The sequence below is a fragment of the Pseudomonas sp. IPO3747 genome (genome assembly GCF_013385245.1).
Lineage (GTDB): Bacteria > Pseudomonadota > Gammaproteobacteria > Pseudomonadales > Pseudomonadaceae > Aquipseudomonas > Aquipseudomonas edaphica.
Genome location: NZ_JACAQL010000011.1, coordinates 114117 through 138106, shown reverse-complemented (window position 1 = coordinate 138106; position 23990 = coordinate 114117). Strand labels below are relative to the sequence as shown.

At 61.1% G+C, this 23990-nt stretch carries 18 protein-coding genes; 7 read left to right on the top strand and 11 right to left on the bottom strand.

Going from position 1 to position 23990, the window contains the following annotated elements:
- Entirely contained in the window at nucleotides 1-657 is a 657-nt protein-coding gene (locus tag HX790_RS18225; RefSeq protein ID WP_017139562.1) for an ABC transporter ATP-binding protein, read from the bottom strand.
- 275 nt (nucleotides 658-932) lie between these two features.
- Between HX790_RS18225 and HX790_RS18220 the strand changes: the two genes are divergently transcribed.
- The 3 genes from HX790_RS18220 to HX790_RS18210 all read left to right on the top strand — a co-directional run bounded on the left by HX790_RS18220 (nucleotide 933) and on the right by HX790_RS18210 (nucleotide 4997).
- On the top strand, nucleotides 933-1607 hold the full coding sequence (locus HX790_RS18220) for a histidine phosphatase family protein (RefSeq protein WP_026013879.1): 675 nt from the start codon (nucleotides 933-935) through the stop codon (nucleotides 1605-1607).
- A 187-nt stretch (nucleotides 1608-1794) separates the two neighbouring features.
- Nucleotides 1795-3453 (top strand): lipid IV(A) 4-amino-4-deoxy-L-arabinosyltransferase, encoded by a 1659-nt coding sequence (gene arnT, locus HX790_RS18215; protein WP_017139564.1) that lies wholly within the window; start codon nucleotides 1795-1797, stop codon nucleotides 3451-3453.
- Nucleotides 3454-3479: 26 nt separating this feature from the next.
- Nucleotides 3480-4997 carry a glycosyltransferase family 39 protein gene (locus HX790_RS18210; RefSeq protein WP_169988687.1) on the top strand — a complete coding sequence of 506 codons (1518 nt, stop codon included), beginning with the start codon at nucleotides 3480-3482 and terminating at the stop codon, nucleotides 4995-4997.
- Between the two features lie 21 nt (nucleotides 4998-5018).
- Here the strand turns inward: HX790_RS18210 and HX790_RS18205 are convergent, their stop codons facing one another.
- The 4 genes from HX790_RS18205 to HX790_RS18190 form a co-directional block, all read right to left on the bottom strand.
- Nucleotides 5019-5732 carry an AAA family ATPase gene (locus tag HX790_RS18205; RefSeq protein ID WP_176991872.1) on the bottom strand — a complete coding sequence of 238 codons (714 nt, stop codon included), beginning with the start codon at nucleotides 5730-5732 and terminating at the stop codon, nucleotides 5019-5021.
- A complete protein-coding gene (locus tag HX790_RS18200; protein WP_176991871.1) occupies nucleotides 5732-6475 on the bottom strand; it encodes an ABC transporter permease in 744 nt (247 codons plus the stop codon). Before HX790_RS18200 ends, HX790_RS18205 begins: the two co-directional genes overlap by 1 nt.
- A 3-nt stretch (nucleotides 6476-6478) precedes the next feature.
- Complete coding sequence (locus HX790_RS18195) at nucleotides 6479-6616, bottom strand: hypothetical protein (RefSeq protein ID WP_176991870.1); 138 nt, start codon at nucleotides 6614-6616, stop codon at nucleotides 6479-6481.
- A gap of 486 nt (nucleotides 6617-7102) precedes the next feature.
- A complete protein-coding gene (locus HX790_RS18190; RefSeq protein WP_176991869.1) occupies nucleotides 7103-7945 on the bottom strand; it encodes a hypothetical protein in 843 nt (280 codons plus the stop codon).
- 640 nt (nucleotides 7946-8585) lie between these two features.
- Here HX790_RS18190 and HX790_RS18185 point away from each other — a divergent pair.
- Nucleotides 8586-8888, top strand: coding sequence for a DUF6124 family protein (locus tag HX790_RS18185; RefSeq protein ID WP_176991868.1), 303 nt, complete (start codon nucleotides 8586-8588; stop codon nucleotides 8886-8888).
- 352 nt (nucleotides 8889-9240) lie between these two features.
- On the opposite strand, the gene HX790_RS18180 is transcribed toward HX790_RS18185, so the two are convergent.
- Nucleotides 9241-15498 (bottom strand): non-ribosomal peptide synthetase, encoded by a 6258-nt coding sequence (locus HX790_RS18180; protein ID WP_176991867.1) that lies wholly within the window; start codon nucleotides 15496-15498, stop codon nucleotides 9241-9243.
- A 504-nt stretch (nucleotides 15499-16002) separates the two neighbouring features.
- Here HX790_RS18180 and HX790_RS18175 point away from each other — a divergent pair.
- Nucleotides 16003-16797 (top strand): helix-turn-helix transcriptional regulator, encoded by a 795-nt coding sequence (locus tag HX790_RS18175; RefSeq protein ID WP_026013880.1) that lies wholly within the window; start codon nucleotides 16003-16005, stop codon nucleotides 16795-16797.
- Nucleotides 16797-18293, top strand: coding sequence for an AdeC/AdeK/OprM family multidrug efflux complex outer membrane factor (gene adeC / locus HX790_RS18170; protein WP_256349346.1), 1497 nt, complete (start codon nucleotides 16797-16799; stop codon nucleotides 18291-18293). Before HX790_RS18175 ends, adeC begins: the two co-directional genes overlap by 1 nt.
- A gap of 53 nt (nucleotides 18294-18346) precedes the next feature.
- Here adeC and HX790_RS18165 read toward each other — a convergent pair whose 3' ends face one another.
- The 5 genes from HX790_RS18165 to HX790_RS18145 form a co-directional block, all read right to left on the bottom strand.
- Nucleotides 18347-19240, bottom strand: a complete 894-nt coding sequence (locus HX790_RS18165; RefSeq protein WP_176991866.1) for a pyridoxamine 5'-phosphate oxidase family protein — start codon at nucleotides 19238-19240, stop codon at nucleotides 18347-18349.
- A 76-nt stretch (nucleotides 19241-19316) separates the two neighbouring features.
- Nucleotides 19317-20204 (bottom strand): LysR family transcriptional regulator, encoded by an 888-nt coding sequence (locus HX790_RS18160; protein WP_017139574.1) that lies wholly within the window; start codon nucleotides 20202-20204, stop codon nucleotides 19317-19319.
- Nucleotides 20204-21124 carry a LysR family transcriptional regulator gene (locus HX790_RS18155; protein ID WP_017139575.1) on the bottom strand — a complete coding sequence of 307 codons (921 nt, stop codon included), beginning with the start codon at nucleotides 21122-21124 and terminating at the stop codon, nucleotides 20204-20206. Before HX790_RS18155 ends, HX790_RS18160 begins: the two co-directional genes overlap by 1 nt.
- A gap of 178 nt (nucleotides 21125-21302) precedes the next feature.
- Entirely contained in the window at nucleotides 21303-21935 is a 633-nt protein-coding gene (locus HX790_RS18150; protein WP_017139576.1) for a glutathione S-transferase family protein, read from the bottom strand.
- Nucleotides 21936-22040: 105 nt separating this feature from the next.
- The gene (locus HX790_RS18145; protein WP_176991865.1) at nucleotides 22041-22913 is read right to left on the bottom strand and encodes a LysR family transcriptional regulator; all 873 of its coding nucleotides are present in this window, start codon (nucleotides 22911-22913) and stop codon (nucleotides 22041-22043) included.
- Nucleotides 22914-23205: 292 nt separating this feature from the next.
- Between HX790_RS18145 and HX790_RS18140 the strand changes: the two genes are divergently transcribed.
- A complete protein-coding gene (locus HX790_RS18140) occupies nucleotides 23206-23979 on the top strand; it encodes a glucose 1-dehydrogenase (RefSeq protein ID WP_099549962.1) in 774 nt (257 codons plus the stop codon).
- Nucleotides 23980-23990: the final 11 nt, after the last annotated feature.

The window sequence follows — 23990 nt, the reverse complement described above, 5'->3', positions numbered from 1 at the left end:
TCATGCGACCACACGACCACGCCGCAACACCACCTGGCGGTCCAGGCGCGCGGCGATGCGCGGGCTGTGGGTGACCATCAACAGGCTGGTGGGGCTGTCTCGCAGCAGGTCCAGCAGCAATTGCAGCACGTCATCGCTGGTGGCCTCGTCGAGATTGCCGGTGGGTTCATCCGCCAGCAACAAGCCGGGGCGCGAGGCCAACGCACGGCCCACCGCAACCCGCTGCTGTTGGCCGCCGGAGAGTTGTTCGGGATAACGCTTGAGCAAATCGCCCAGGCCCAGGCGCTCAACCAGTTGCGCCTGCCATTGCGGGTCGAAGCGCCCGGCCAGACGTGCCTGGAACGCCAGGTTGTCGTCGACACGCAAACTGCCGATCAGGTTGAACTGCTGGAACACCAGGCCGATTTCGGTACGCCGCCAATGCGCCAGTTGCGCCTCGCTCAGTTGGTCCAGGCGCTGCTCGCCCACCTGAACAGTGCCACTGTCCACACGGTCGAGCCCGGCGACCAGATGCAGCAACGTACTTTTTCCGCTGCCGGACTCGCCCATCAGCGCCAGGCTGCTACGCTCTCCCAGGTACAGGTCGACACCCGCCAGCACCGGCAGTGGACCTTGCGGGGTGGCGTAGCTTTTAACAACACCTTGCACCTGCAACATAAACACGCTCGTTTAAAGGACTGCAAACGAGCATAACGGCTGGTTGACGGCCCCACGCAAATTTTTCACATGGATTTCACCGCTTGCCCACCCTCGCCCCTCTAAATTGCCCGCCATGCGTCGCTAGACGGCAACTTGTTAGTTACCGCCCACGGCAACTTTTAACCGTCGGATGTTCAGCCAAAAGACAGCAGCGCTATGACACGCTCCGCTTCAACTACGGGCATCCGTCAGTGCGTTGCGCCTATTTGAATAAAACACTGAAGACAGTGCCCATGGTGAATGATGTGGTTGACCTTACCCTGACCAAACCGCGCTCACGCCGGGGCTATCTCAAGCGCCTGCGAAAGTGGTGGGCGGGCCTTGCCGTTATCGGCTTGCTGCTCGCCGGTTTCCTGGTGTGGCCGTTCTCGCCGCGCGACCTGAGCGTCGGCAATCGCCTGCTGACCTCGCAAGTGCTGCCGGCCTGGCGTAATGGCGACCTGATCGTGCTGGTGCGTCACGAAGAGCGCTGCGACCGCTCGCCCAATGCCTGCTTCGGCGCACCTGAAGGCCTGACGACCGTCGGCACCCAACGCGCTGAAGAAGTGGGCAAGGCCTTCAAACTACTGGGCCTGGAAAACAGCGACATCGTTGCCAGCCCGGCCTTGCGCACGGTACAGACCTCGCACTTCATGTTCGGCAAAGCCGAGCTGACCGCTGGGGAAAAGACCATCTGTGGCGAGGACATCGATGAAGAACTGCTCAGCCGCAAACGACCTGGTCGTAACCTCGTCTTTGTCACCCACAGCGGCTGTATTGCCGACTTCGAAAGCGCCCTGGGCTACCCCCATGCGACGTTCTCCGAGTACGGCAGTGCCCTGTTCGTGCGCGTACTGGCCAACGGCAAATTCGAGACGCTTGGCATCATGAAAGGCCCCGCCTGGGCCGCCGTACTTAAAAAGCTATAGACACTTTTTTACCTATAACTTTCTTCATGTTCAGCAAAACGACAGCCCTGTTCTGGCATGTTCAACTGCGCCCGCTACTATTGGACGTCATGAATACTTTCATCGACTTAGTGAACTTAGTGATTCTTCCTACAAACTTTTACACATCTGCTTACTTCGCCATTAAACGTCAAGGAGCGACGTTTTCATGACTCGACTGCTTAAACCCTTACCTCTATTGCTATTGGCCTTCGCGGTATTCTATCTACTGCCCATGGGCCTGCACGGTTTGTGGATCCCGGATGAAACCCGCTACGCCCAGATCAGCCAGGAAATGCTCCAGAGCGGCAATTGGGTCGCACCGCACTTCATGGGTGTGCGCTATTTCGAAAAACCCGCCGCCGGCTATTGGCTGATCGCCCTCGGGCAGGCGGTGTTCGGCGAAAACCTGTTCGGTGTGCGTGTGGCTTCGGCCTTGACCACCGGCCTGAGCGTGGTGCTGGCCTACCTTATCGCTCGCCGCCTGTGGAACGACCCGCGCAAAAGCTTCGCCTGCGCCCTGCTCTACATGAGCTTCGGGCTGGTGGCTGGGCAAGCAGGTTATTCCAACCTCGATCCGCAATTCACCTTCTGGGTCAACCTCAGCCTGGTAGCGCTGTGGTTTGCCCTCGACAGCCGCACGCCGCGCAGCCGTCTGGGTGCCTGGGCAGTGTTGGGCGTGGCCTGCGGCATGGGCTTTATGACCAAGGGCTTTCTGGCCTGGCTGTTGCCCGTGCTGATCGCCGTGCCCTATATCCTCTGGCAGCGCCGCCTGGGCGAATTGTTGCGCTACGGCCCGCTGGCCATTGTGGTCGCCGCGATCTTGTGTGTGCCGTGGGCCTTGGCCATTCACTTGCAGGAGCCTGACTACTGGCGTTTCTTCTTCTGGCACGAGCATATCCGTCGCTTCTCTGCCGACAATGCCCAGCATGCGCGGGCCTGGTGGTTCTTCCTGCCGATCATGGTGGTCGCCTGCCTGCCCTGGGCGGCGTTGCTGCCAGCCACACTGATCAAAACCTGGAAAGACAAAGCCCAGCCGGCCATCGTGTTCCTGGCCCTGTGGTTGCTGTTGCCCCTGGCCTTCTTCAGCATGAGCCGCGGCAAATTGCCGACCTACATCATGCCGTGCCTGCTGCCACTGGCCTTGTTGATGGGCCACGCGCTGATCGACTTGATCCAGCAAGGCAAGGCCCGCGCGATCCTGATCAACGGGCTGGTAAACGCCGTGATTGGCCTGGCGGCGATGGTGGCATTGATCTACCTGCAAATCAGCAACCCGATGTACGGCAACAGCCACGCGGAGATGTTCAGCCTGTCCCTGGCGTTTATCGTATTGCTGGCCTGGATCCTCGCCAACCTGCTGCAAGCGCTGCGCCCGCTGACCCTGTGGGCAATGCCGGCACTGGGCATCGGTTTGCTGGTGGCGTTGCTGCCGGCGGGCATGCCGGAAATGATCACCGATACCGAAATGCCCGACCAGTTCGTGCTTGAGCATCTGGACGAATTGCAACAAACCCATGCTTTGATCAGCAACGAGTTGGGCTCGGCGTCGGCCTTGTCCTGGCGCCTGGGTCGCACGGAAGTGGCGTTTTACGACACCGAAGGCGAGCTGCGTTATGGCCTCAAGTACGCCGACTCGGTGCACCGCAAGGTCGACCTGGACAGCGTGCAGACCTGGCTTGCGCAGGCGCGCCAGCAAGGTTCGGTCGGTGTGCTGATGCGCGTGCGCAGCACCAGCGAACACCGCGAAGAAGGGCAACTGCCACCGGGTGGCAAGCGCTATCGCAAAGGCGCCCTGCTCTTGATTATTTATCCGCAGCTTCCTTAACGTTACGTCTGCCTTGAGAGCCGCCCATGAGTGTCTTCAAAACCGAACGCGGCGCCCTGGTGCTGCTGCTGGGCGTCTCGGCGCTGCTCCTGCTGCTGGGCCTGGGCAGTCGCGACCTGTGGGGGCCGGAAACCCGCTGGGCCAACATCGCGTTGCAGATGCTGCAAAGCGGTGATTACTTCGACCCCTACCTCAAGGGCGCGCCCTACTACGACAAACCCCTGCCCTCCTACTGGCTGATCACCGGCTTCGCCAACCTGATGGGCGGGCTTGGCCCCTGGTCGCTGCGTTTGTCGTCGGTGATTGCGGCGTGGCTGAGCATCTGGCTGGTGTACCTGATCGGCGAACGCCTGTTTCGCAAAGGCACCGGGCTGATTGCCGGTTGGATGCTCGCCACCACCTTCTACTTTCTGTTCTGGGCGCGCGTGGCCACGGCCGATATCCTCACCGTGTGCGGCGTGCTGGCGGCGGTGTGGTGGTATTGGCGCGGGCCGGACGACACGCGGCTGGGGCGCTACACGGTGTTTTTCCTGCTGCTGGCGGCCACCTCGCTGTTCAAAGGTTTGATCGGTTTTGTGCTGCCGGGCCTGGTGCTGCTGCCGCACCTGCTCAGCGAGCACCGCTACAAGCGCCACCTCAACCTGCGCCTGCTGCTGGCCATGCTGATTGCAGCGGCGTTTTATGCGATTCCCTTCGTGCTGTCCCACCTCTACGGCGCGCCGACTTACGGCGAGAGTGGCCTTGAACTGGTGTTCAAGGAAAACGTCGTGCGTTTCTTCGACCCGTTCGACCACATGGGGCCGATCTACACCTACCTGATCTACCTGCCCGCCTACACCTTGCCCTGGGCACCGTGCTGGTTGCTGGGCCTGTGGCTGGCGCTGCGCAACTGGCGCCACACGCCACCGAACGTGCGCTGGCTGGTGTGGGGCCTGGGCCTGCTGTTTGTATTCTTCACCGCCAGTGGCAGCCGGCGCAGCTACTACGTGCTGCCGCTGGTGCCTTTTGCCCAGTTGTTGGCGGCCTGGTGGTTGAGTGAACGCCTGGAGCAAAAAACCGCCAGCTGGCCGCGTTGGCAAAAAGGCTTCGGTTTCACCGCAGGCCTGCTGTTGCTGGTGCTCGGAGGGATCTATCCCTGGGTCAACGGCAATGGCGGCGTGACCCGCTTCGCCGACGACGTACAGGCCGAGGCGGTCAAAAGTGCGCCGTGGGCTCACTGGCAGATGGTGATGGTAGAAGTCGACAACAAGGTGCCGATGTACCTGCAAAATGGCGGCAAACCGTTCTACTACGTCAGCGAGACCCAGGACTTCCCGCGCCAGGGCGACAGCGCCGCCTTGATGGCCTGGCTGGAAAAAACCAGCGGCCAGGGCTTCGACCCGCAGCACACCATTATCGTCGCGCAGTATTCCAAGGAAGACCCGACGCCGCTGGCCTACCTGGGCGCGGATCACACGGTGATCACCACTCAGCCGGATAATGGCGAGCGGTTGTTCCAGAAGCGCTCGGGTGGCAGCGTGGCGTTTGTTCCCATAGGTAAATAACGTCGCGCGGCAAAGTCTGACTTAATTTGTTGGCAAGCTTGCCGCGTGAATAAAGGCCTCATCCAGGCTTTTGGCGTCATACGCCCCCATGAACCCTCCTGCGTCAGTAAAGCGGTTAAAGCGTTGCTGACTCAGCATGTAAAAGTCATCGCAATGATTGACGATTTCGTCAACGTTATGTGACGAGACGAGAACAGCAACACCCTGCTGCGCAGCGCCTTCCAAACACCTCCAAATATGATAACGAAACTCCGGATCCACGCCCGCTGTAGGCTCATCCAGAATGACCAGATCGGCCCCTACAGCGAGCAGAGACAGCGTAAAAAACCAACGCTTTTCTCCATAACTGCAAAGCGAGGATTTTTTGTTCCAGATGTCGCAATAGCGCTCGGCAACCCCCGGGCTCCACATTTCGATTTTTTCTAACGCATGCTTTTGAGTAACCGGCACATCAGCACAAAAAATCATCATCATTTTAAACACATCAAACATTCGAAGCACTGGAGGCGTAGTGATAACTTGAGACAAGTAAAGAAACGTTGAGAACGAATTGACTATCTCACCGGCCTCCATTTTCTTCAGACGGCAAATCACATCAAAAAAAGTAGTTTTTCCAGATCCGTTAGGCCCCAGTAAGCCTGAGATGGAGCCCGCTTCGACCACCATTGACGCCTTACTAAATACCGTATGGCGCTCATACCGGACGCCTAGCGAATTCACAATCAAGCGTTTCATCAGTAACGACTCCAAACCGGATTGACGAGCAAAAATTTATAGACCACAGCCAGCGACAAAACAAACAGAACTACAATGGTCATCACTACAGATAAAGATTCAAAGACACCCCACTGCATAATCTGGTTAGCCCACCACATCGGATTGAAAAACTTCACCACTTCGATCACCGGATGGGACGAGCTTATACTCACAATCCCCAGCGCTAACATCAGGAAAGACAACACTGAAAACACAGTATTCGCATTTTGAAACCCCAGCGGAACCAGCGTCAATAACAGTGACGGTATCGAAAACAGCAAAAAGCAAATGTAGAATCTTCCAGCGACAACAAGAAATTCAACAAAACTCATCTCACCAAAGTACACCCGCGTCAGAACATAGAACACCAAACAATAAACCATTGACATAATTGAATAGGCCAAAAACTGACCAACAAGAAAGACCCTCTTCGTGCGATTCGTATAGACAAACGATCGAAGAAAACCGCTCTCTCTTCTCCCCACTATATAAAACGCCAGCCCAAACATGGCGACACTCGACGATACGAAGGCATAGAACCATGAGGTCACCGAAATGTAATCAGCCGACATTTCCGCACGGGTCATCCGGGCATACATAATTAAGTAAAAGGTGACAACTGGGGAGAGGACGATCCAAAATAACGCAAGAGGCTCCTTCAATTGTTCTTTAATAAAAAGAGTCGCTAACGCACCCGACCTAATTAATAAATAGACGTTCATTAATCACCTCATGGAAAAGGCACCATCGCTTTCAAGCGCGAAGGCAGCATAGAAGTCTGACCCACCAAGTCTGCCGCCATATGATGTAAAACCAAACTCACCATAAAAAACCGACTCGCAAAACTCTTCAACAGTTTTCATCTTCTTTCTCCAGAGTAGTTATGAATGGGTTGTTTTTCAATCTTCTATTAAAATTAACAAAGCCAATTTAGCTCTACTGCAAAAAAATGCAAACCTCTCACGCCGCAGACGTAGGAGAATTCGGACCAAACAATAGGAAATATCTTTCAATCAAATCAGATGACTAATAATTGCGCACTACCAATAACAGGCAACCAACCTTCAACGCCAAGTTATTATCCGTACAGAATTAATACCTTATAAACTATCAATCTACAAACACCCTCAGCCCCTCATTCAAAAAGACGCGTACAACAGAAGATATCCCTCTCAAAAACAGTGCACTCATCCGATAAACGGTATTACTTGCCTCTCACACGTGTTCCACTTCAAACATCCCGGCGATGCCCCTTGCAACACAACACACCAGACATGCGCTGGTGTTAATTTGCGCAGTGATGCAACAGGATATTGAACGCCAGCAGTACGTGCCCGTCGGCAACACGGCTAGCGCTTCTCAAACACGGCATAACCGACATAAGCAAAATCCGACAGCCGCCGCGCTTCAGAACCGGGGTAAGTGAAATGCTCACGTGTCAGGTAAGACGCAGGAAGGTCAGGAACGTCCTCCACCCTTCCGTCTATTTCGCCGTTACTGGCCGTGGAATGGGCGCCGCCTTGCTGATCAATGAATTCAAGGAGGTGTTCAGCATTCGCGGCACTGGCTGCACGAACATCGGCGGGTAACCGGGGGTCGTTCCAGTCACCGCCTACGAGCACTTTGAAGGCGAGCCGTTCGTTCGCGTCGAGCACGTTATCAAGTGCCTTGAACAAGGGATTCACAGTGATTGCCTGCACCGCGCGTCGGTCACCTGCTGCGCGGCCGTGGGGGGCAGGCTTTGGCCAGACGACCCCACGACCGCCCTCCACCAGTACGCGGTAGCCTTGCTCGGCGAACTGAGTCAGGCGGTCCACCTCGGACGCAAACCCTTTTATACCCTGCACGTCCAGGCGCCCATCCCCTGGATAACTGCCTTTGACCCGGCGCAGACAGGGGTCGTTGTCGATGTGGTGGATCACCCGCGCCAGGCGATACATGGCGTCGGCGCGCGACACGGGGTCTGGGTTGGCGGCGGTAAAGTCGCCCACCTGTCGCTTCAAGTGGGTGATCAATCGGGTTTGGCGCTCACGCCTTTGTGGGTTCCAGCCATAGGCGCGTGACATGATGCCCGTGCCCAGCATGGGGTTGTCCTTGTAGATTTGCGTCGCTGAGCGTTGATCATCCGCCGGCCGTGTTTGCGCGCGCGTCGGCAGGCTGGAGGTGTCGGCCTCAGTGCGAGGGGCAGGCAACGTCGGCGCGCGCGTCTGTATGAAAGGCTGAAAGTGTCCAAGCGTTGGGGTCATGAGCCAGGTTGTCCATCAAAATCCAACGGCGTCGAAACGCTGACGCCGACGTTTCAGGCGAAACTGCACAGTGTGTTGGTGGTGACGGCAAAAAAGGTTCCATCGGAACCTGCGGTTGATGGCGATCGTTCCCACGCGCAGCAAAGGAACGCCTCTTGGGACGCGCTGCGTCTCTCCACCATTGCGCACTTGCGACGCGGAGCGTCGCGGGCTGCATTCCCACGCGGAGCGTGGGAACGATCAAATCGGAACCTGCGGTTGATGGCGTTTGGTCATGGTTTGTAAAGGGCCAGCAAGGCGTGTCTCTTTTAATTGCAGGACGTTTCCTAGACAATCCCTGCCGCCTTGTGCCCGTTGGAATCGGTGGCTAGTCTGCGATCCGTCACTGCTTATCAGTGATCGGGTTTAGTCGCCCGACCTTCCAACGCGTGCATGGTCCTCCATGAGGTTTTATGGTGGCTGTGCGCAGGGCACCTTCGGGTGCGCCGGATTTTGCGTGTTGGGCCGGTCGACTAACCTGCGTACAGCCGCCACCCTCGTTTAGTCGCGAAGGGTGTCCGTCCCTTATCTAACGCGAAGGTACACCATGAAAAAAGTCGTCCCCGACCCACCCCGCAACGCCGCCAAAGACCGCGCCGCCTTCAATCGCGCCATCGACCATTACCTGCCCTCCAAGGGTGTTCAAATCGAAGACCTGAGCTTCGAAGACGCCCTGCTCTACACCGCCAGCTTGCTCGACAGCGCTTCAGCGACCGCGCTCAATTGCGGTGATCTGCTGGCCAGTCCCCAGCGGGCGAAGATTCTGGCGGTGTGGCATTTGCTTGAGGTGGCCAAGACCACGGTGGACCGCTCTATCGAGTGCCTGAATCCTTCAAAAACAACTGCCTGACTGTGATCTAAAAGTGTGGGAGCTGGCTTGCCTGCGATAGCCATAGGTATCCACACAACCGGTTAGAGCTGTTGTGGCGAGCAGGCTTGTCCTGCGTTGGGCTGCGAAGCGGCCCCAGTAAAGGCACTGCAGTTTTCCTGAAAGAACTCAGCGTCTGGGTTAGGGGCTGCTTCGCAGCCCAACGCAGGACAAGCCTGCTCGCCACAGGTGAAATTGGCTGCCTTCAAACGTTGTGTAGATACCCATGCTGCGATAGCGGCGTATCAGCAACAGAGGCGTTGCCTGAACTACCGCTATCGCGGCGATGCGGCGACCCGACAAGCCCGGCTCCCACATCGCCCGCCTCCAGGCTTCAGATCCGGCGGCGGCGGTTGAGTTGGGGGATCGCGGTTTGCGGCACTTCTACGCGCTGTACCTGAGCAGTGGTGCAGGCCGCCAATTGCGCCAACGTCGGCTGGCTGAACAAGGTGCGCGCATCCACCTCTAACCCGGCCTTGCGCATCCGCGCCACCAGGTTCACGGCCAACAACGAATGCCCACCCAGCTCGAAGAAGTGGTCGTGACGCCCTACCCGAGCAAGTTTCAACACGTCGGCCCAGATGCCCGCCATCAGGGTTTCCACCTCACCCTGCGGCGGCTCATACGCGCGACTCACCACCGCCTCCAACCCAGGCTCCGGCAAGGCCTTGCGGTCGAGTTTGCCAGCCGGGTTAAGCGGCCATTCATCAAGCTGCACAAAGGCCGCCGGCACCATGTATTCAGGCAACTGTTCCAACACGTACGCACGCAAGGCTTCCAGGCTTGGCGCTTGCCCGCGCAGGGTAAAGTACGCCACCAAACGCTCATCACGAATCAGCACCGCCACGTCCCGCAGCGCCGGGTGCGCGGCCAGGCGCGATTCGATTTCGCCCAGCTCCAGGCGCACGCCCCGCAGCTTGACCTGAAAGTCATTGCGCCCCAGGAACTCAAGGTTACCATCGGGCAAGTAACGCACCAGATCGCCGGTGCGATACAGCCGATCACCGGCCACAAACGGGCTGTCGATAAAGCGCTCGGCGGTCATCTGTTCCAGGCCCAAATAGCCCCGCGCAACGCCGACGCCGCCGATATGCAGTTGGCCGCTGACGCCAATGGGCACCGGCGTATCATGTTCATCCAGCACATACAGGCGGGTGTTGTTGATCGCCCGACCAATCGGCAGTTGCAGGGCCGGCACGGCGGCGCCGGGTTCCAGGGTCCAGGCGCTGCTGTCCACCGTGGCTTCGGTGGGGCCGTAGACGTTATGCAAGCGCACGTTGGGCAAGCGTGCCTGCACGCCTCGGGCCAGGGCTTCAGTGAGCTCACCGCCGCCGCAGAGCACGTCGGTGAGGCTGGTGCACAGCGCGGACTCTTCCAGTTCCAGAAACTGCTGCAACATCGCCGGCACGAACTTGATCACGCTGATCTGTTGCTCGCGGATCACCTGGGCCAGGTACGCCGGTTCACGGTGCCCATCGGGCCGTGCAAGCACCAGGCGCATGCCATTGGTCAGCGGCCAGAACAGCTCCCACACCGAGCCATCGAAGCTGAACGGCGCACGTTGCAACAAGGCGCCGCCCTGGGCATTCGGGCACAACCGGGAGCCCCAGTGCATCAGGTTGCTTAAGCCCCGATGCTCGATCATCACGCCTTTGGGCGTGCCGGTGGAACCGGAGGTGTACATCACGTAGGCCAGGTTGGCGACGCTCAAACCGGGCACCAACGGGTTGCCGCCAGGTGCCTGGCTCCAGGCGCAGCGGTCGAAGTCGATTACCGGCATCGACACCTCGCCGGGCAAGTCACGGGTGGCCGCGTGCACCAGTAACGCGACGGGCTGACTGTCGCTGAGCATGTAGGCCAGGCGTTCGCGCGGGTAGCCAGGGTCCAGCGGCACATAGGCGCCGCCCGCCTTGAGGATCGCCAGCAACCCCACCACCAGTTCCAGCCCGCGCTCGACGCACAGGGCCACACGCGAATCCGGCTGGACGCCGCGCTCGCGCAGGTGAAAGGCAAGCTGGTTGGCACGCTCGTTGAGCTCGAGGTAGGTCAACTGCCGTTCGCCGGCCTGCACCGCAATGGCATTGGGAATCTGCCGCGCATGGGCTTCGAACAGGGCTTGGACGGTGAGGGTTTCGGGGTAGTCGGTGTGGGTCGCATTAAAGTCCAGCAACTGCGTTTTCAGTTCGCTGGCCGGCAGCACCTGTACCTCGCGCAGGGGTGTGGTCGGCGCGTGTTCAAGGGCTTCCGCCAGGCCGCACAACACCGTCTCGATATAATCCAGCAAGCGCTCGGCACCGACCTTGCGCGGCGCCTTGGCCGTGAGGCGAAAGCCGCTGGCGACGTCGTCGACCGTCAGCATCAGCGGGTAGCTGAGGATGTCTTCGCTGCTGAGCAGCGCAATGCCCGGCACCAGGTTCAGGTCCCTGTCCGCCGCCGTGTGCCGATAGTTGAGCAGGCTGTTGAACAGCGGCGATGCACCGCTGCAACGCTGGGCCAGGGCCAGCGATGCCTGTTCATGGGCGACCAGCGCGCTCAGTTGCGCATGGGTGTCTGCCAGCGCAGCGACCACGCTTTGCCCGGCCAGGCGCACGCGCAGCGGCAAGGTGTTGATGAACATGCCCAAGGCACGGTCGGCGCCCTCGCCGGCTTGCAAACGGCCGAGCAACACGGTGCCGAACACCACATCATCGCGGCCCGCGACCCGGCTGAGTACCTGGGCCCAGGCCAGGTGAAACAGGCTCGCGGCACTCACCCCAAGCGCTCGCGCCTGGGCGCGCAGGCGCAGGTTGAGGGCGTCTGCCAGGGGCCGTTCGGCCGCTTCGATGTCGGCGCGATTGGCCTGGCGCTCCTGCAAGCCGAACGCCAGGGTCGGCTCGTCAACGTCGGCCAGGCGCTCGCGAAAGAACGCCTCATGGGCCGCCTGGCGCGCTGCCGAGCGGGCCTGCGCGACCACGTTGCGGTAAGGCACCGGTTCCGGCAATTGCGCCTGCTGGCCCAGCAAGTGGGCGCGAATTTCATCCACCAGCACAGTGGTCGAAGTGGCGTCATTGACCAGGTGATGGAAGCGCAACTTGGCGACCCAGCGCTGGTTGTGCGGCTCCTCGGCGTAATCCAGTGCCATCAGCGGCGCCTGGCGCAGATCCAGCGGTGCGTGCTGATCGTGCAGCGGTTCGACGCGCAACTGCGCCTGGCGCCACACCACTTGCATCGGTTGTTCAAGCGCATCCCACACCAGGCTGGTGCGCAGAATATCGTGACGGTTGATCACCTGCTGCAACGCTTGGGCAAACGCCTCCAACTGGTCGCGACGGACAAAACTGAACAGCGCATGTTGCTGGTAGGGGTCGCGCGCGTCCGTGAGGTGGTGGTACAGCAAGCCCTCCTGCAACGGCGCCAGCGGGTAGATTTCCTGCACATTGGCAGCCCCACCGGGGATGCCGGCGACGATACGATCCAGGCTCGGCTGGTCGAGTTCGGCCAGTGCGAGCATGTCCGGGGTGATGTGGCTGCAACCTGGCGCAATACGATTGCCCGGCACCTGTACCTCACTGCCTCCACTGACCGCCGCCAGCGCGGCGAGCGTCGGCTGGCCGAACAACACCTGCACATCGGCATGCAAGCCGGCCTGGCGCATGCGCTGCACCAACTGCACCGCCAACAGCGAATGGCCGCCCAGTTCAAAGAAATGGTCATGGCGCCCCACTTGCTGCACCTGCAATAGCTCAGCCCAGATCTGCGCCAGAAGGGTTTCCGCGCCTTCGTACGGTGCTTCGAACTGGCGCGTGACAAAGGCTTGCTGGGTGGGCGCAGGAAGCGCCTTGCGGTCGAGCTTGCCGTTGGCGGTCAGCGGCATCGCCTCCAACTGCACATAGGCCGCCGGCAGCATGTAATCGGGCAGCGAGGCTTGCAAATGGGCGCGCAACGCTTCGATTTCGACGTTGTGCCGGGCCACAAACCAGGCCAGCAGTTGGCCTTCGCGACACTGCACCACGGCTTCCTGGACCGCCGGATGGCTGGCCAGCGCGGACTCGATTTCCCCCAGTTCGATGCGCACGCCACGGATTTTCACCTGGTCGTCATTGCGGCCCAGGTACTCAAGGTTGCCGTCGGGCAGCCAGCGCACCAGATCACCGGTGCGGTACATCCGGCCCGCGGTGAACGGGTCATCCACAAAGCGCTCGGCGCTCAGTTCAGGCTGGTTCAGGTAACCCCGCGCCACACCCTTGCCGCCGATATACAGCTCCCCCGCCACGCCAATCGGCACCGGGCGCCGCTGTTCATCCAGCACGTACACCGTGGCATTGTCGATCGGCGCGCCGATGTGCAGCGCATGGCCCGCCTCGACGCGCCCGGAGGTGGCGACCACCGTGGCTTCAGTGGGGCCGTAGTTGTTGATCACGTCGAAGGTTTGTGCGCGGCTGAAACTGCGCAGGCGGTCGCCGCCGATCAGCAGGGTGCGCAGGGTCGGGTGTTGCAGGCGCTGGCTGAAGGCGTACTCGGCCACCGGCGTCGGCAAAAAGCACACGTCCAACGGCTGCGCACGCCACCAGTTGAGCAGCGCATCAATGTCCTGGGCGTCGTCCTGTGCCGGCGGCAAGTGCAAGGTCGCGCCCACGCACAACGCCGGCCACACTTCCCAGGCCATTGCGTCAAAACCGAAGCCGGCCACGCTGGCCGTCTGGCTGCCCGCGTGCAGGTTGAAGGCGCGGCAGTGCCAGTCCACCAGGTTCGACACGGTGTGGTGCTCAACCATCACGCCTTTGGGCAAACCGGTGGAGCCTGAGGTGTAGATCACATACGCGAGGTTCGACGGCGTGACCGCCACCGGTGGGCTGTCACTGCGGCCATGCGTCGGCAGGTCCAAACGGATTATCGGCACGTCGAGCATCGGCAGGCGCGCCAGCACGTTGTGCTGGGCCAGCACCGCCACCGGGGAACTGTCGTGCAGCAGGTAGCTCAGGCGCTCGGCCGGGTGAGCCGGGTCCACCGGTACGTAGCAGGCGCCGGCCTTGAGGATCGCCAGCAACCCGGCCACGGTGTCCAACCCGCGCCGCGCCACAATCGCCACACGGTCATCCGGCTGCACGCCATGTTCGAGCAATTGGTGGGCCAGGGCATTGGCCTGTTGATCGAGCTGGGCGTAGGTCAATTGCCGGTCCTGATGCACCACCGCAATGGCGTCAGGCGTGCGCGCTGCTTGCGCCTCGATGCGCCGATGCAGTGTTTGCGCGCTGGCAGGCGCTTGTGCGGTGGCATTCCACTGCTGCAACCGGAGCTGTTCGGCCGGCGTCACCAAGGCAAACTCAGCCAGCGTCAACGCGGTATTTGCCAACCCCTGCTCCAGCAGCCAGGTAAAGCGCTGCGCCAACGCCTGCACCTCGTCCTCGCGAAACCACGCCTCGTTGTACACGCAGTGCAGGCAAGCAGTGTCCTGGTAACGGTTGCTGCGCAGGTGGAAGGCAATCGGCAGCGGCTCGTGGTAGTTGGATACCTTGACCGCGCGGGCCTGGACCTGGCCGAAGCGCAGGTCGTGATCGTCCTGCTCAAAGGACACCGACAAATCAAACAACTGGCCGCGATCGGTACGGCGCAGGCCTAGTTCACGGTTCATCTCGCTCAGGGGAAAACGCTGGTGGCGAAAGTCCTGCTTGAGCTGGTCACGCACACCGCGCACTACCGCGCTGAACGGCAATTGCGCATCGAACTGGAAACGCACTGCACTGACCTGGGTGAACAAGCCCACGGTGGAACGAAAACGCGCGTTGGAACGGTTGAGAATTGGCAGCCCCACCACCCACTCTTCACGCTGGCTGGTGCGGGTGAAATACACGTACAGCGCCGCCAGCAACACATGGAAGGCCGAGGCCTGGTAACGGTTGGCGACTTGCTCCATGCGGTTGAGCAGCACCACCGGGAACGGCTCCACCCAGGTGTTGCTCGACGCCGGGGCATTGTGGCGCGGCGTCAGCAACGGCTCGGGCAGCACCTGGTATTTGTCCAGCCAGTACGCGCGGTCACGGGCGTAACGGGCCGATGCCTGGTAACGCAGGTCCGTGTCGATAAAGTCGATATAGGACGGGGCGTACGGCTCCGGTTGCCGCCCCTGTTCAAGGTCCGTGTACAGCCGGGCCAGGGATTGCAGCACCTGGCCAAAGCCCCAGCCATCGAGAATCAGGTGATGGGCCTGGATGCCGAGGCGGTAGTGGTCGTCATCGAGCTTGACCAGGACAAACCGCAATAACGGTTCACCACTCATCGCATAGGGCCGGGCCATTTGCGCTTGCATCAGCGCCTGGCTCGCGGCCTGCGGGTCTTGCAGCGCGCAGAAGTCGTGCCGTTGTACCTGCACCGTCAGCGCAGCGTCGAAGGTCTGTCGAGGCAAGCCGTCGGTATCGGTGTGCAACTGGGTGCGCAAGGCATCGTGCTTGGCCACCAGCAGCTCGGCGGCGCGCTGGATCAGTTCCGGCACCAAGGGGCCGGCGAAATCCATATAGCCGCCAATGTTGTACAGCGGCGAGTCGCCTGCTCGCAGTTGGTCGAGCCAGATGTCCTGCTGGGCGGCAGTCAGGGGGAAGCTTGGGGAATGCTTCATAAGATCCTTCTCAATAGGAGTCCGGCACGGCCGCACACGGGCCCATTTCGCCAAAATTGCCGGATTTGAGCATGGCGACCCGAAGGTGTCTGTCACCCGAAACCCGGACATTCATATGGATGGAAACGGGCTTGGCTGATGGTTGACTGCTGAAACGATTAAAGCGCTGTAGGAAATTGACTACACATGGCCGCAGTCAGTTTTTCTCAACACGCCCCAATTACTTATTTTTACTATAAATATCAATTGGTTAATCAGCTCTAATTTTTAGCCATGGTTTTTCGTTGGCGGAATTCTCCGTCTGAAACGTCGAATTAATGACGTAGTTTTTATGGCAGCTTGTGTCCCTCGTTTCCGCTACATACGTAGGACAAATCGCTATGGCTAAATAAAATCTCGAACGCCGAATGACGCTGAAGAAGAGTCACGTTCAAGGAGTACGGGCCGCCCCACACAGACCCAGGGCACCCGTTGACGGTTTTCGACATCAAGGATGAGATGGCTATGAGTCTGACTTCTAGTATTGGCGGCGCCCACAGCCCGCAGTTCTACGCCGAAATGGGTGAATTGATTTCAAACAGCGGCCAGGAAAATTTCGCCGCCAACATGCTGCATCTGGTGGATAAATGGGTGCCGATTCACTTGGTCGACCTGAGTGAATGGACACTCGACGAACTGCGTGACAGCGCGATCGATATTCAGCTGCTGGGCAGCGCCGGGTTGAAAAAACACCTGCTGGCGCCCCAGCCCGTACATGCGTTGAACGACCACCCGCTGCTACGGGAAATGCTGCGCATGCAAGACCCGTTGCTGATCCAGATGAAGGCCAAGGCCAACAGCGCACACCCACGCGGCACCTCGCACCAGTGCAACCTGGTCTCGCGCCAGGGCAACCGACGCTGCGTGATTTCGTTCTACCGCCCGCCGACCCAACAAGGCTTTTCCCTGGCAGAACTGTCGTTTCTCAAGTGCTTGTCGGACACCCTGTTGCCGTTGATGGAACGGCATGCGCGGATTTTGCGCCAGGCCCCTCACAGCCAGGCCGAACCAGCCCACAGCCAGCTGGAACAGTCACAGTTGCAGCGCGAGTTCTACAAGCGCCTGTCCCTCAGCGATATCACCCTGTCGGCGCGTGAGCAGGAGGTGTGCCTGGGCCTGTTGACCGGCGGCACCGTGCCGCAAATGGCGGAAAAACTCAGCGTGAAAAACAGCTCGATCGAAACCTACCTCAAGCGTGCCGCCGCCAAACTGGGCGTCAGCGGGCGCCATGGCCTGGCCAAATGGATGGTTGGCGCCTGATGAAAAAATTCACCCTCACCACCGTTGGCATGGCCTGGGTGCTCGGCGGTTGCTCGCTGATCCCCGAGTATCAGCGGCCCGCTGCGCCGGTGCCGGCGCAGTACCCACAAGGCGGGGTCTACAGCCTGGCGCAAGCCGGCACTGTGGCGGTCGAGCCGGGCTGGCAGCAGTTGTTCCACGACCCGGCGCTGCAACAGCTGATTGGCGCAGCACTGGCCAATAACCGCGACCTGCGGGTAGCGGCGCTGAATGTGCAGGCGTTTCAGGCGCAGTACCGCATCCAGCGAGCGGACCTGTTCCCGGCGATATCGGCCAGCGGCGCCGGCAAACGCCAGAAAGTACCGGGCGATCTGACCGGCACCGGCAAGTCGGCGATCACTTCCAACTATTCGGCCACCCTGGGCCTGAGTGCCTATGAGCTGGATCTGTTCGGACGGGTGCGCAGCCTCAGCGAGCAGGCGATGCTCACGTATCTGGGCACCGAAGAGGCGCGGCGCAGCGCGCAACTGAGCCTGGTGGCCAACGTCGCCAATGCCTACCTGACCTGGCGCGCCGACCAGGAGCTGCTGACCCTGGCGCAGCAAACCCTGACCGCCAACGACCACAGCTGGCAGCTCACCAGCCGCAGCAAAACCGCGGGCAAGGCCTCGGCACTGGATGTGGTGCAAGCCCGCACGGCAGTAGAAAGCACCCGCGCCAGCGTGGCCCGCTATAAGCGCCAGGTCGCCCAGGATGTCAACAACCTGGCCCTGCTGGTGGGCGGCCCGGTGGATGAAAACCTGCCGTCGCGCCCGCTCGCTGATGACCTGGTGGCGCGCCTGCCCGCAGGCTTGCCCTCCGACCTGCTGCAACGGCGCCCGGATATCCTCCAGGCCGAATACCAACTGCAAGCCGCCAACGCCAATATCGGCGCGGCGCGGGCAGCATTTTTTCCGTCGGTGACGCTCACCGCCAACGCCGGCAGCACCAGCAAGGAGCTGTCGGGGCTGTTCAAGGGCGGCGCGGGCACCTGGACCTTCCAGCCGCAAATCAACCTGCCGATCTTCAACGCCGGCAGCCTGCGCGCCAGCCTCGACTACGCCAAACTGCAGAAAGACATTACGGTGGCGCAGTACGAAAAATCCATTCAAACGGCGTTTCAGGAAGTCGCCGACGGCCTCGCCGCCCGGCAAACCTTTAACGACCAGTTGGACGCGCAACGGGATTTCGTCGCCGCCAACCAGGCCTATTACGACCTGGCCCAGCACCGCTACCGCAGCGGTGTGGACAGCAACCTGACGTTCCTCGATGCGCAGCGTTCCTTGTTCAGTTCGCAGCAGGCGCTGATTGTCGATCGGCTGGCGCAACTGGTCGCGGAGGTGAACCTGTACACGGCTCTGGGCGGCGCCTGGAGCGTCAACCCATTGATTTCGCTGACTGATCGTTCCCACGCTCCGCGTGGGAACGCATCCCGTGACGCTCCGCGTCGCAGCTCACAAGGCTCACATAAGCGCTGACATCGGGACGCGAAGCGTCCGGGGCGGCATTCCCACGCAGAGCGTGGGAACGATCAGTTCTGCCAGCGCAACGCCAATGCTGCCGGGCGGCGTATGACCTGCTCCACCGTTACTGTCCACAGCCGTTGGGCGCCCTCGAACCTGGCCACTTCAGGCCCGTCGAGGATCAGCGAAGTGCGCCCGGCAACCTGCAACACATCGCCCGACTCAAAATCAATAAACAGCAACCCCGCCACCGGGTTGAGCTGCAAATTGCCCAGGGTATTGAAGAACAGGTTGCCGGCAAAATCCGGGATGGTCAGCACGTCACCCTCAACCCGCACAAACCCCGTATTACCGCCTCTGTGTGAAACGTCCACCGAGCGTGCGCCATCCACGTCGGCGTAGCTGGCGACGAAGAAAGTGTCGGCGCTGCGGATCAACATTTGTGCCGCAGCGTCCAGGCCGTTGAGGCGCTCGACCGTGGTGCCGGGCTTGCGGGCGATGCCGTCGACGGGCCGCAACTGGATGTATTTGGGGCAGTTGCCATAGGTGTGCACCACATCGACCGAAAAACCTTCGTGGTCCAAACCACCGATGCGGCCGTTCATGCGGTTGCGGCGCCGGGTGTTGAGGTCAATGCCGAGCAAACCCACGCTGGCACCTAAGTGCAAGGCGCCAAGCGCCGGGTCGCTTTTGGACGGCAAACTGTCGATCTGCAAGGTGTGTGGGTCGGGTGAATGCGCAAAGCCCGGCGCGCCTTCAAGCATGGTCGCCCAGGGAATGCCCTGGGGATCCACTACGCCGAGCATCAGGTAGGGCAACAGCGGGTAGAAGTCGCGATGCTGCTCCGGCAAGTGATCGCGAATCACCTTGAGCCCGACCACGGCCATGCGCTCAGCCGCGCCAGCGCTTGCTTGCAGGTGCCGTTCGCCGGCATGCCAGGGAGATTGTTCGACTGGGTTCATGTTGAGCACCTCAGGTTGGATGCGCCCATGCTGCGCCCCACCTGCCAACGTGAGAATGCCCACACTTGGCAATCCACTATTTCACCGACTGAAATGCCGGATGCTCACGCAGCGCCGCCACACAGTGGTCGACAAAACTGCGTACGCGCATCGGTGCGTTGCGGCCCTCGCGGTACACCACATGCACCGGCAACGGTGGCTGTTCAAAGTCAGGCAACACACGGCGCAACTGACCGCTCTGCAGGTGCTGGTGCAGCGGGTAACTCACGCAACGAATCACCCCCGCACCCTGCACCGCCGCATTGATTGCACCTTGCACGCTGGCACAGCTCAAGCGCGCGCGGGCCTTGAGCTGCAAGCCTTGGAAATCCCAGGCCACCGGGTCGGCACTGGCAATCAGCCGATGCTTTTTAAGCTCGCTCGGATGTCGGGGTTCGCCATGGGCGGCGAGGTAATCGGGGCTGGCGCAGAGGATATGCCGCACCTGCCCCACCGGCCGAGCGATCAGCGATGAATTGGGCAATTCGCCGACCAGGATCGCCACATCCAGCCCCTCTTCGTGCAGGTTCGGGTAGTAGTCGTGGTAGCGCGCCACCAGGCGGACGTCGGGGTAGTTGTCCATATAGCTGGCCAATACCGGCGCCATCACATAACGGCTGAACAGAAACGGCAAGAACACCTGCAAATTGCCCTGGGCCTGCACGTGCAGCCCCTTGGCCGAAGCCTCGGCGGTATCGACGGCTGCCAGCAACCGCACGCAATCGGCCAGATAGGCGCTGCCCGCTTCGGTCAGGCTCACGCCGCGTGTGCTGCGTTGCAACAACGGCACCCGCAGGCGGGCTTCCAGGCGAGCAACCGCACGGATCAGGGTCGGGCCGGAAACCTGGGCCTGGCGCGCCGCCGAAGCCAGGCTGGGCTGATCAGCCAGCGCTGCAAACAGCTGCATGTCGCGATAGCGTTCCATCAGCCGCGGCGCTTCATCGCCGGGTTCAGGGCAGCGTCCTGCCCGAGGCGATGGGTGAGGAAGTCCACAAAGGTGTGGACCTTGGCCGGTACGCGGCCGCTTTTCTGGAACACCACCTGGATCGGCAGCGGTGGCGGTTCAAAAGCCTCCAGCACAACCTCCAACTCCCCCGCCGCCACCGCTGCCGCGACCTGATAAGACAGCACCCGCGTCATGCCCCAACCCAGGCGCGCCAGGTTGATCGCCGCATTATTTGCCGTGACCACCAGACGCGGCTCGATGGGTACCGTCAACGGCTGCCCGGCGTCGACGAACGCCCATTCACTTACCAGCTGGCTGGAGGATGACGTGACGATCTTGGCTTCACGCAACTGCTCAGGCCGTTGCGGCCGACCGTGCTGGTCGAGGTAACCGGGCGATGCACACACCACCCGGCGCACTTCCCCGACCTTTATGGCCTGCTGTCCAAGTTCTTGCAGATGACCGATACGCACGGCCACATCGACGCCTTCGTCGGTCATGTTAACCACACGGTCGACCAGTAAGGCGGTGATATTTACCAAGGGAAAGCGGTCCAGGTAATCCCCCAGCACCGGCGCCACATACAGCTCGCCGAACAGCACCGGCGCGGTCACCGTCAGGTGGCCGCCGGGGATGGAGTAGCTGCCCGCCGCCGCTTCCTCGGCTTCATCGAGCTCGGCCAGGATGCGTCGGCAATCTTCCAGGTAACGTTGGCCGGCTTCGGTCAGGTGCAGGCTGCGGGTGGTGCGTGCCAGCAACTGCGTGCCGATACGCTGTTCCATGGCGGCAATCGCTCGGGTCACGCTGGGCGGCGAGGTTTTCAGGCGCCGCGCAGCGGCAGCGAAGCCCTCCTCCTCGGCCACCGCCAGGAATACCTGCATCTCATGAAATCGATCCATCGGCACGCCTTCTCATTAGCTGAAAACTACTCACCCGTGGCGAGGGAGCTTGCTCCCGCTGGGGCGCGCAGCGGCCCCCAAAAAAATGACCGCGTATTGCCTGAATTAACGCGCTGCCCTTATTGGGGCTGCTGCGCAGCCCAGCGGGAGCAAGCTCCCTCGCCACAGGGGGTTCACATTACTTTGCTTGCAGACCCACGGCGCTGCGCGGCATGCCGACAAACCCCGGCAACGCCTCGATGCGAGCAAGCCAGGCACGCACTTGAGGGTAGTCGGCCAACGACACATTGCCTTCCGGCGCGTGGGCCACGTAGGTGTAGAACGCCACATCGGCGATGCTCGGCTGCTCACCAACCAAAAAGCGGCTTTGGCTCAGTTGTTCGTCCACCAGCTTGAGCAGCGCATGGGAACGGCTGATGGCCGCGACGGTATCGACTTCGGCACCAAACACCACCGCCAACCGCGCAGCAGCGGGTCCGGCGTGCAGTTGGCCGGCAGCCGCCGACAACCAGCGCTGCACGCGAGCCTGGCCGACAGGGTCGCTCGGCAGCCACTGGCCGTTGCCATATTGGTTGGCGAGGTACACCAGAATCGCGTTGGAGTCGGCCAACACCGTGCCGTTATCGTCAATCACCGGCACCTGGCCAAAGCGGTTGAGGTGGGCGATAAAGTCCGGCGCTTTTTGCGCGCCTTGCTTGAGGTCGACCAGGATAAATTCACTGGGCAAGCCCAGCAACGACAACATCAGCTCGACCCGGTGGGAGTGGCCGGACAAGGGGAAACCATAAAGCTTGATCGCAGGCTGGGACATGAGAGGCTCCAAAAGTGGGGGTGTTGACGCCACACATACTCCACCGCTGCCCTGATCGATGGAATCACCAGACTTTACAATCGAGCATTTCACTCGATGAAACAATCACTCGCCAAACAATTCCACGATCAGGTTGAACAAGGTGGTCTTCACCGCACTGTCCAACTCGGTCCAGGCCAACCCCGTGGTGGCCTGAAACCCACCCAATTGCAAAGGCCGCGACACGCAATTGACTGGCAACGCCCGCGCCGCCTGCTGCGGCAACACGCCGATACCCAACCCGGCGGAGACCAGCGCGAGCATGGTGGTGAACTCACCCAGTTCGCTGGCGATGTCCAAGGGTATGCCGACGGCCTGGATAAGCTCATCGTAGAACCCCGGCGCGTAACGCCTGGCGAGGATATACACCGGCCACGTGAGCAGGTCGGCAGGCTGGATGGACTCCAGGGCGGCCAAAGGGTGGTCCATCGGCAGCGCCACGCAGAAACTCTCACGCAAGACCGCACGGGTCTGCACGCCGGGGTGGGCGGCCGGCAGGCGCATCAGGCCGAAATCCAGCTGGCCATTCTTTAACGCGGCGGCTTGGTCGGGGCCGGGCATGTCCTTGAGTTCCAGTTCGATACGCGGGTAACGCTGATGCACCGCGCGGATCAGTTGCGGCAGCAATTGCGGCAATACCGATGACACAAACCCCAGGCGCACCCGGCCGATTTCACCGCGGCTGGACGCCCGCGCCGCCTCTGCCGCCCGAGCGGCCTGGTGCAAGGTGGCCTGGGCCTCAGGCAAGAACGCCCGCCCCGCTTCGGTGAGTGTGACCGAGTGGCGGTTACGATCCAGCAGGCGCACGCCCAAGCCGCTTTCCAGCAGCTTGATCTGCATGCTCAGCGCCGGTTGCACGATCGACAGCTGCGCCGCTGCCCGACCGAAATGCAGCTCCTGGGCGAGCACCACGAAGGCGCGCAAATGCTTCAACTCCATTAAATTCTCTCAGCCATTAGAAACGGTTATCACAAACGGTGATCACCCGATCACAAATGAAAATTGGACGCTGCCCAGCGCCTGGGGTGAAGTAAGCCCAATTCATACACGATATGACGGGGCGTGGCCTATAACAATCCGAACACGGACCCCACGTATCTGCTGCGGGTCGCGCTGATCACGATTATCGGATAGATATTGTTGATCACCCACCTCAAGGTCCATCCCTTTGTCGCCCTGGAGTTCATCATGCTGCTGTCGTTGGTAGTGTGAAGCGTTAGGAGAGGTAGCCATGCAAAGCGTTCTAGACAACTTCCGCCTTGATGGCCGGCTGGCGCTGGTCACCGGCTCCAGTGCCGGTATCGGCCTGGCAATTGCCCGTGGCCTGGCCCAGGCCGGGGCGCAGGTGGTGCTCAACGGGCGCAACCGCAGCACCTTGCGCGATGCGGCGGCGCTGCTGGCGGCCGAAGGGTTGACGGTGCACACCCAGGCGTTTGACGTGACCGACAGCACGGCGATCCAGGCCGCCGTGGCGGACATCGAAGCGCGCCTCGGCCCGCTGGAGATCCTGGTGAACAACGCCGGCATGCAACGGCGTGGGCCGCTGGAGGACTACAGCGAACAACACTGGCGCGAGTTGATCAGCACCAATCTGGACAGCGCCTTTCTGGTTGGCCAGGCCGTGGCGCGGGCGATGATCCCGCGCAAGCGTGGGCGCATCATCAATATCTGCTCGGTGCAAAGTGAGCTGGGCCGCCCCGGCATCGCGCCGTATGCGGCCAGCAAAGGCGCGCTGAAAATGCTCACCAAGGGCATGGCCATCGATTGGGGCCCGCATGGGTTGACGGTCAATGGCATCGGCCCCGGTTATTTCAAGACGGAACTGAATGCCAACCTGGTGGCCAACCCCGAGTTCAGCGACTGGCTGGTGCAACGCACGCCGAGTCGTCGTTGGGGCGACGTGGCCGAACTGGCCGGTGCCGCCGTGTTCCTTGCCAGCGATGCTGCCAGCTTCGTCAACGGCCATATTCTGTACGTCGACGGTGGTATCACCGCTTCGCTGTAATCCGGAGAATT

Bases quoted from the DNA above. Each gene is read 5' to 3' on its own strand.
- HX790_RS18225 (WP_017139562.1), bottom strand. From the start codon at position 657: ATGTTGCAGGTGCAAGGTGTTGTTAAAAGCTACGCCACCCCGCAAGGT.
- HX790_RS18220 (WP_026013879.1), top strand. From the start codon at position 933: ATGGTGAATGATGTGGTTGACCTTACCCTGACCAAACCGCGCTCACGC.
- arnT (WP_017139564.1), top strand. From the start codon at position 1,795: ATGACTCGACTGCTTAAACCCTTACCTCTATTGCTATTGGCCTTCGCG.
- HX790_RS18210 (WP_169988687.1), top strand. From the start codon at position 3,480: ATGAGTGTCTTCAAAACCGAACGCGGCGCCCTGGTGCTGCTGCTGGGC.
- HX790_RS18205 (WP_176991872.1), bottom strand. From the start codon at position 5,732: ATGAAACGCTTGATTGTGAATTCGCTAGGCGTCCGGTATGAGCGCCAT.
- HX790_RS18200 (WP_176991871.1), bottom strand. From the start codon at position 6,475: ATGAACGTCTATTTATTAATTAGGTCGGGTGCGTTAGCGACTCTTTTT.
- HX790_RS18195 (WP_176991870.1), bottom strand. From the start codon at position 6,616: ATGAAAACTGTTGAAGAGTTTTGCGAGTCGGTTTTTTATGGTGAGTTT.
- HX790_RS18185 (WP_176991868.1), top strand. From the start codon at position 8,586: ATGAAAAAAGTCGTCCCCGACCCACCCCGCAACGCCGCCAAAGACCGC.
- HX790_RS18180 (WP_176991867.1), bottom strand. From the start codon at position 15,498: ATGAAGCATTCCCCAAGCTTCCCCCTGACTGCCGCCCAGCAGGACATC.
- HX790_RS18175 (WP_026013880.1), top strand. From the start codon at position 16,003: ATGAGTCTGACTTCTAGTATTGGCGGCGCCCACAGCCCGCAGTTCTAC.
- adeC (WP_256349346.1), top strand. From the start codon at position 16,797: ATGAAAAAATTCACCCTCACCACCGTTGGCATGGCCTGGGTGCTCGGC.
- HX790_RS18165 (WP_176991866.1), bottom strand. From the start codon at position 19,240: ATGAACCCAGTCGAACAATCTCCCTGGCATGCCGGCGAACGGCACCTG.
- HX790_RS18160 (WP_017139574.1), bottom strand. From the start codon at position 20,204: ATGGAACGCTATCGCGACATGCAGCTGTTTGCAGCGCTGGCTGATCAG.
- HX790_RS18155 (WP_017139575.1), bottom strand. From the start codon at position 21,124: ATGGATCGATTTCATGAGATGCAGGTATTCCTGGCGGTGGCCGAGGAG.
- HX790_RS18150 (WP_017139576.1), bottom strand. From the start codon at position 21,935: ATGTCCCAGCCTGCGATCAAGCTTTATGGTTTCCCCTTGTCCGGCCAC.
- HX790_RS18145 (WP_176991865.1), bottom strand. From the start codon at position 22,913: ATGGAGTTGAAGCATTTGCGCGCCTTCGTGGTGCTCGCCCAGGAGCTG.
- HX790_RS18140 (WP_099549962.1), top strand. From the start codon at position 23,206: ATGCAAAGCGTTCTAGACAACTTCCGCCTTGATGGCCGGCTGGCGCTG.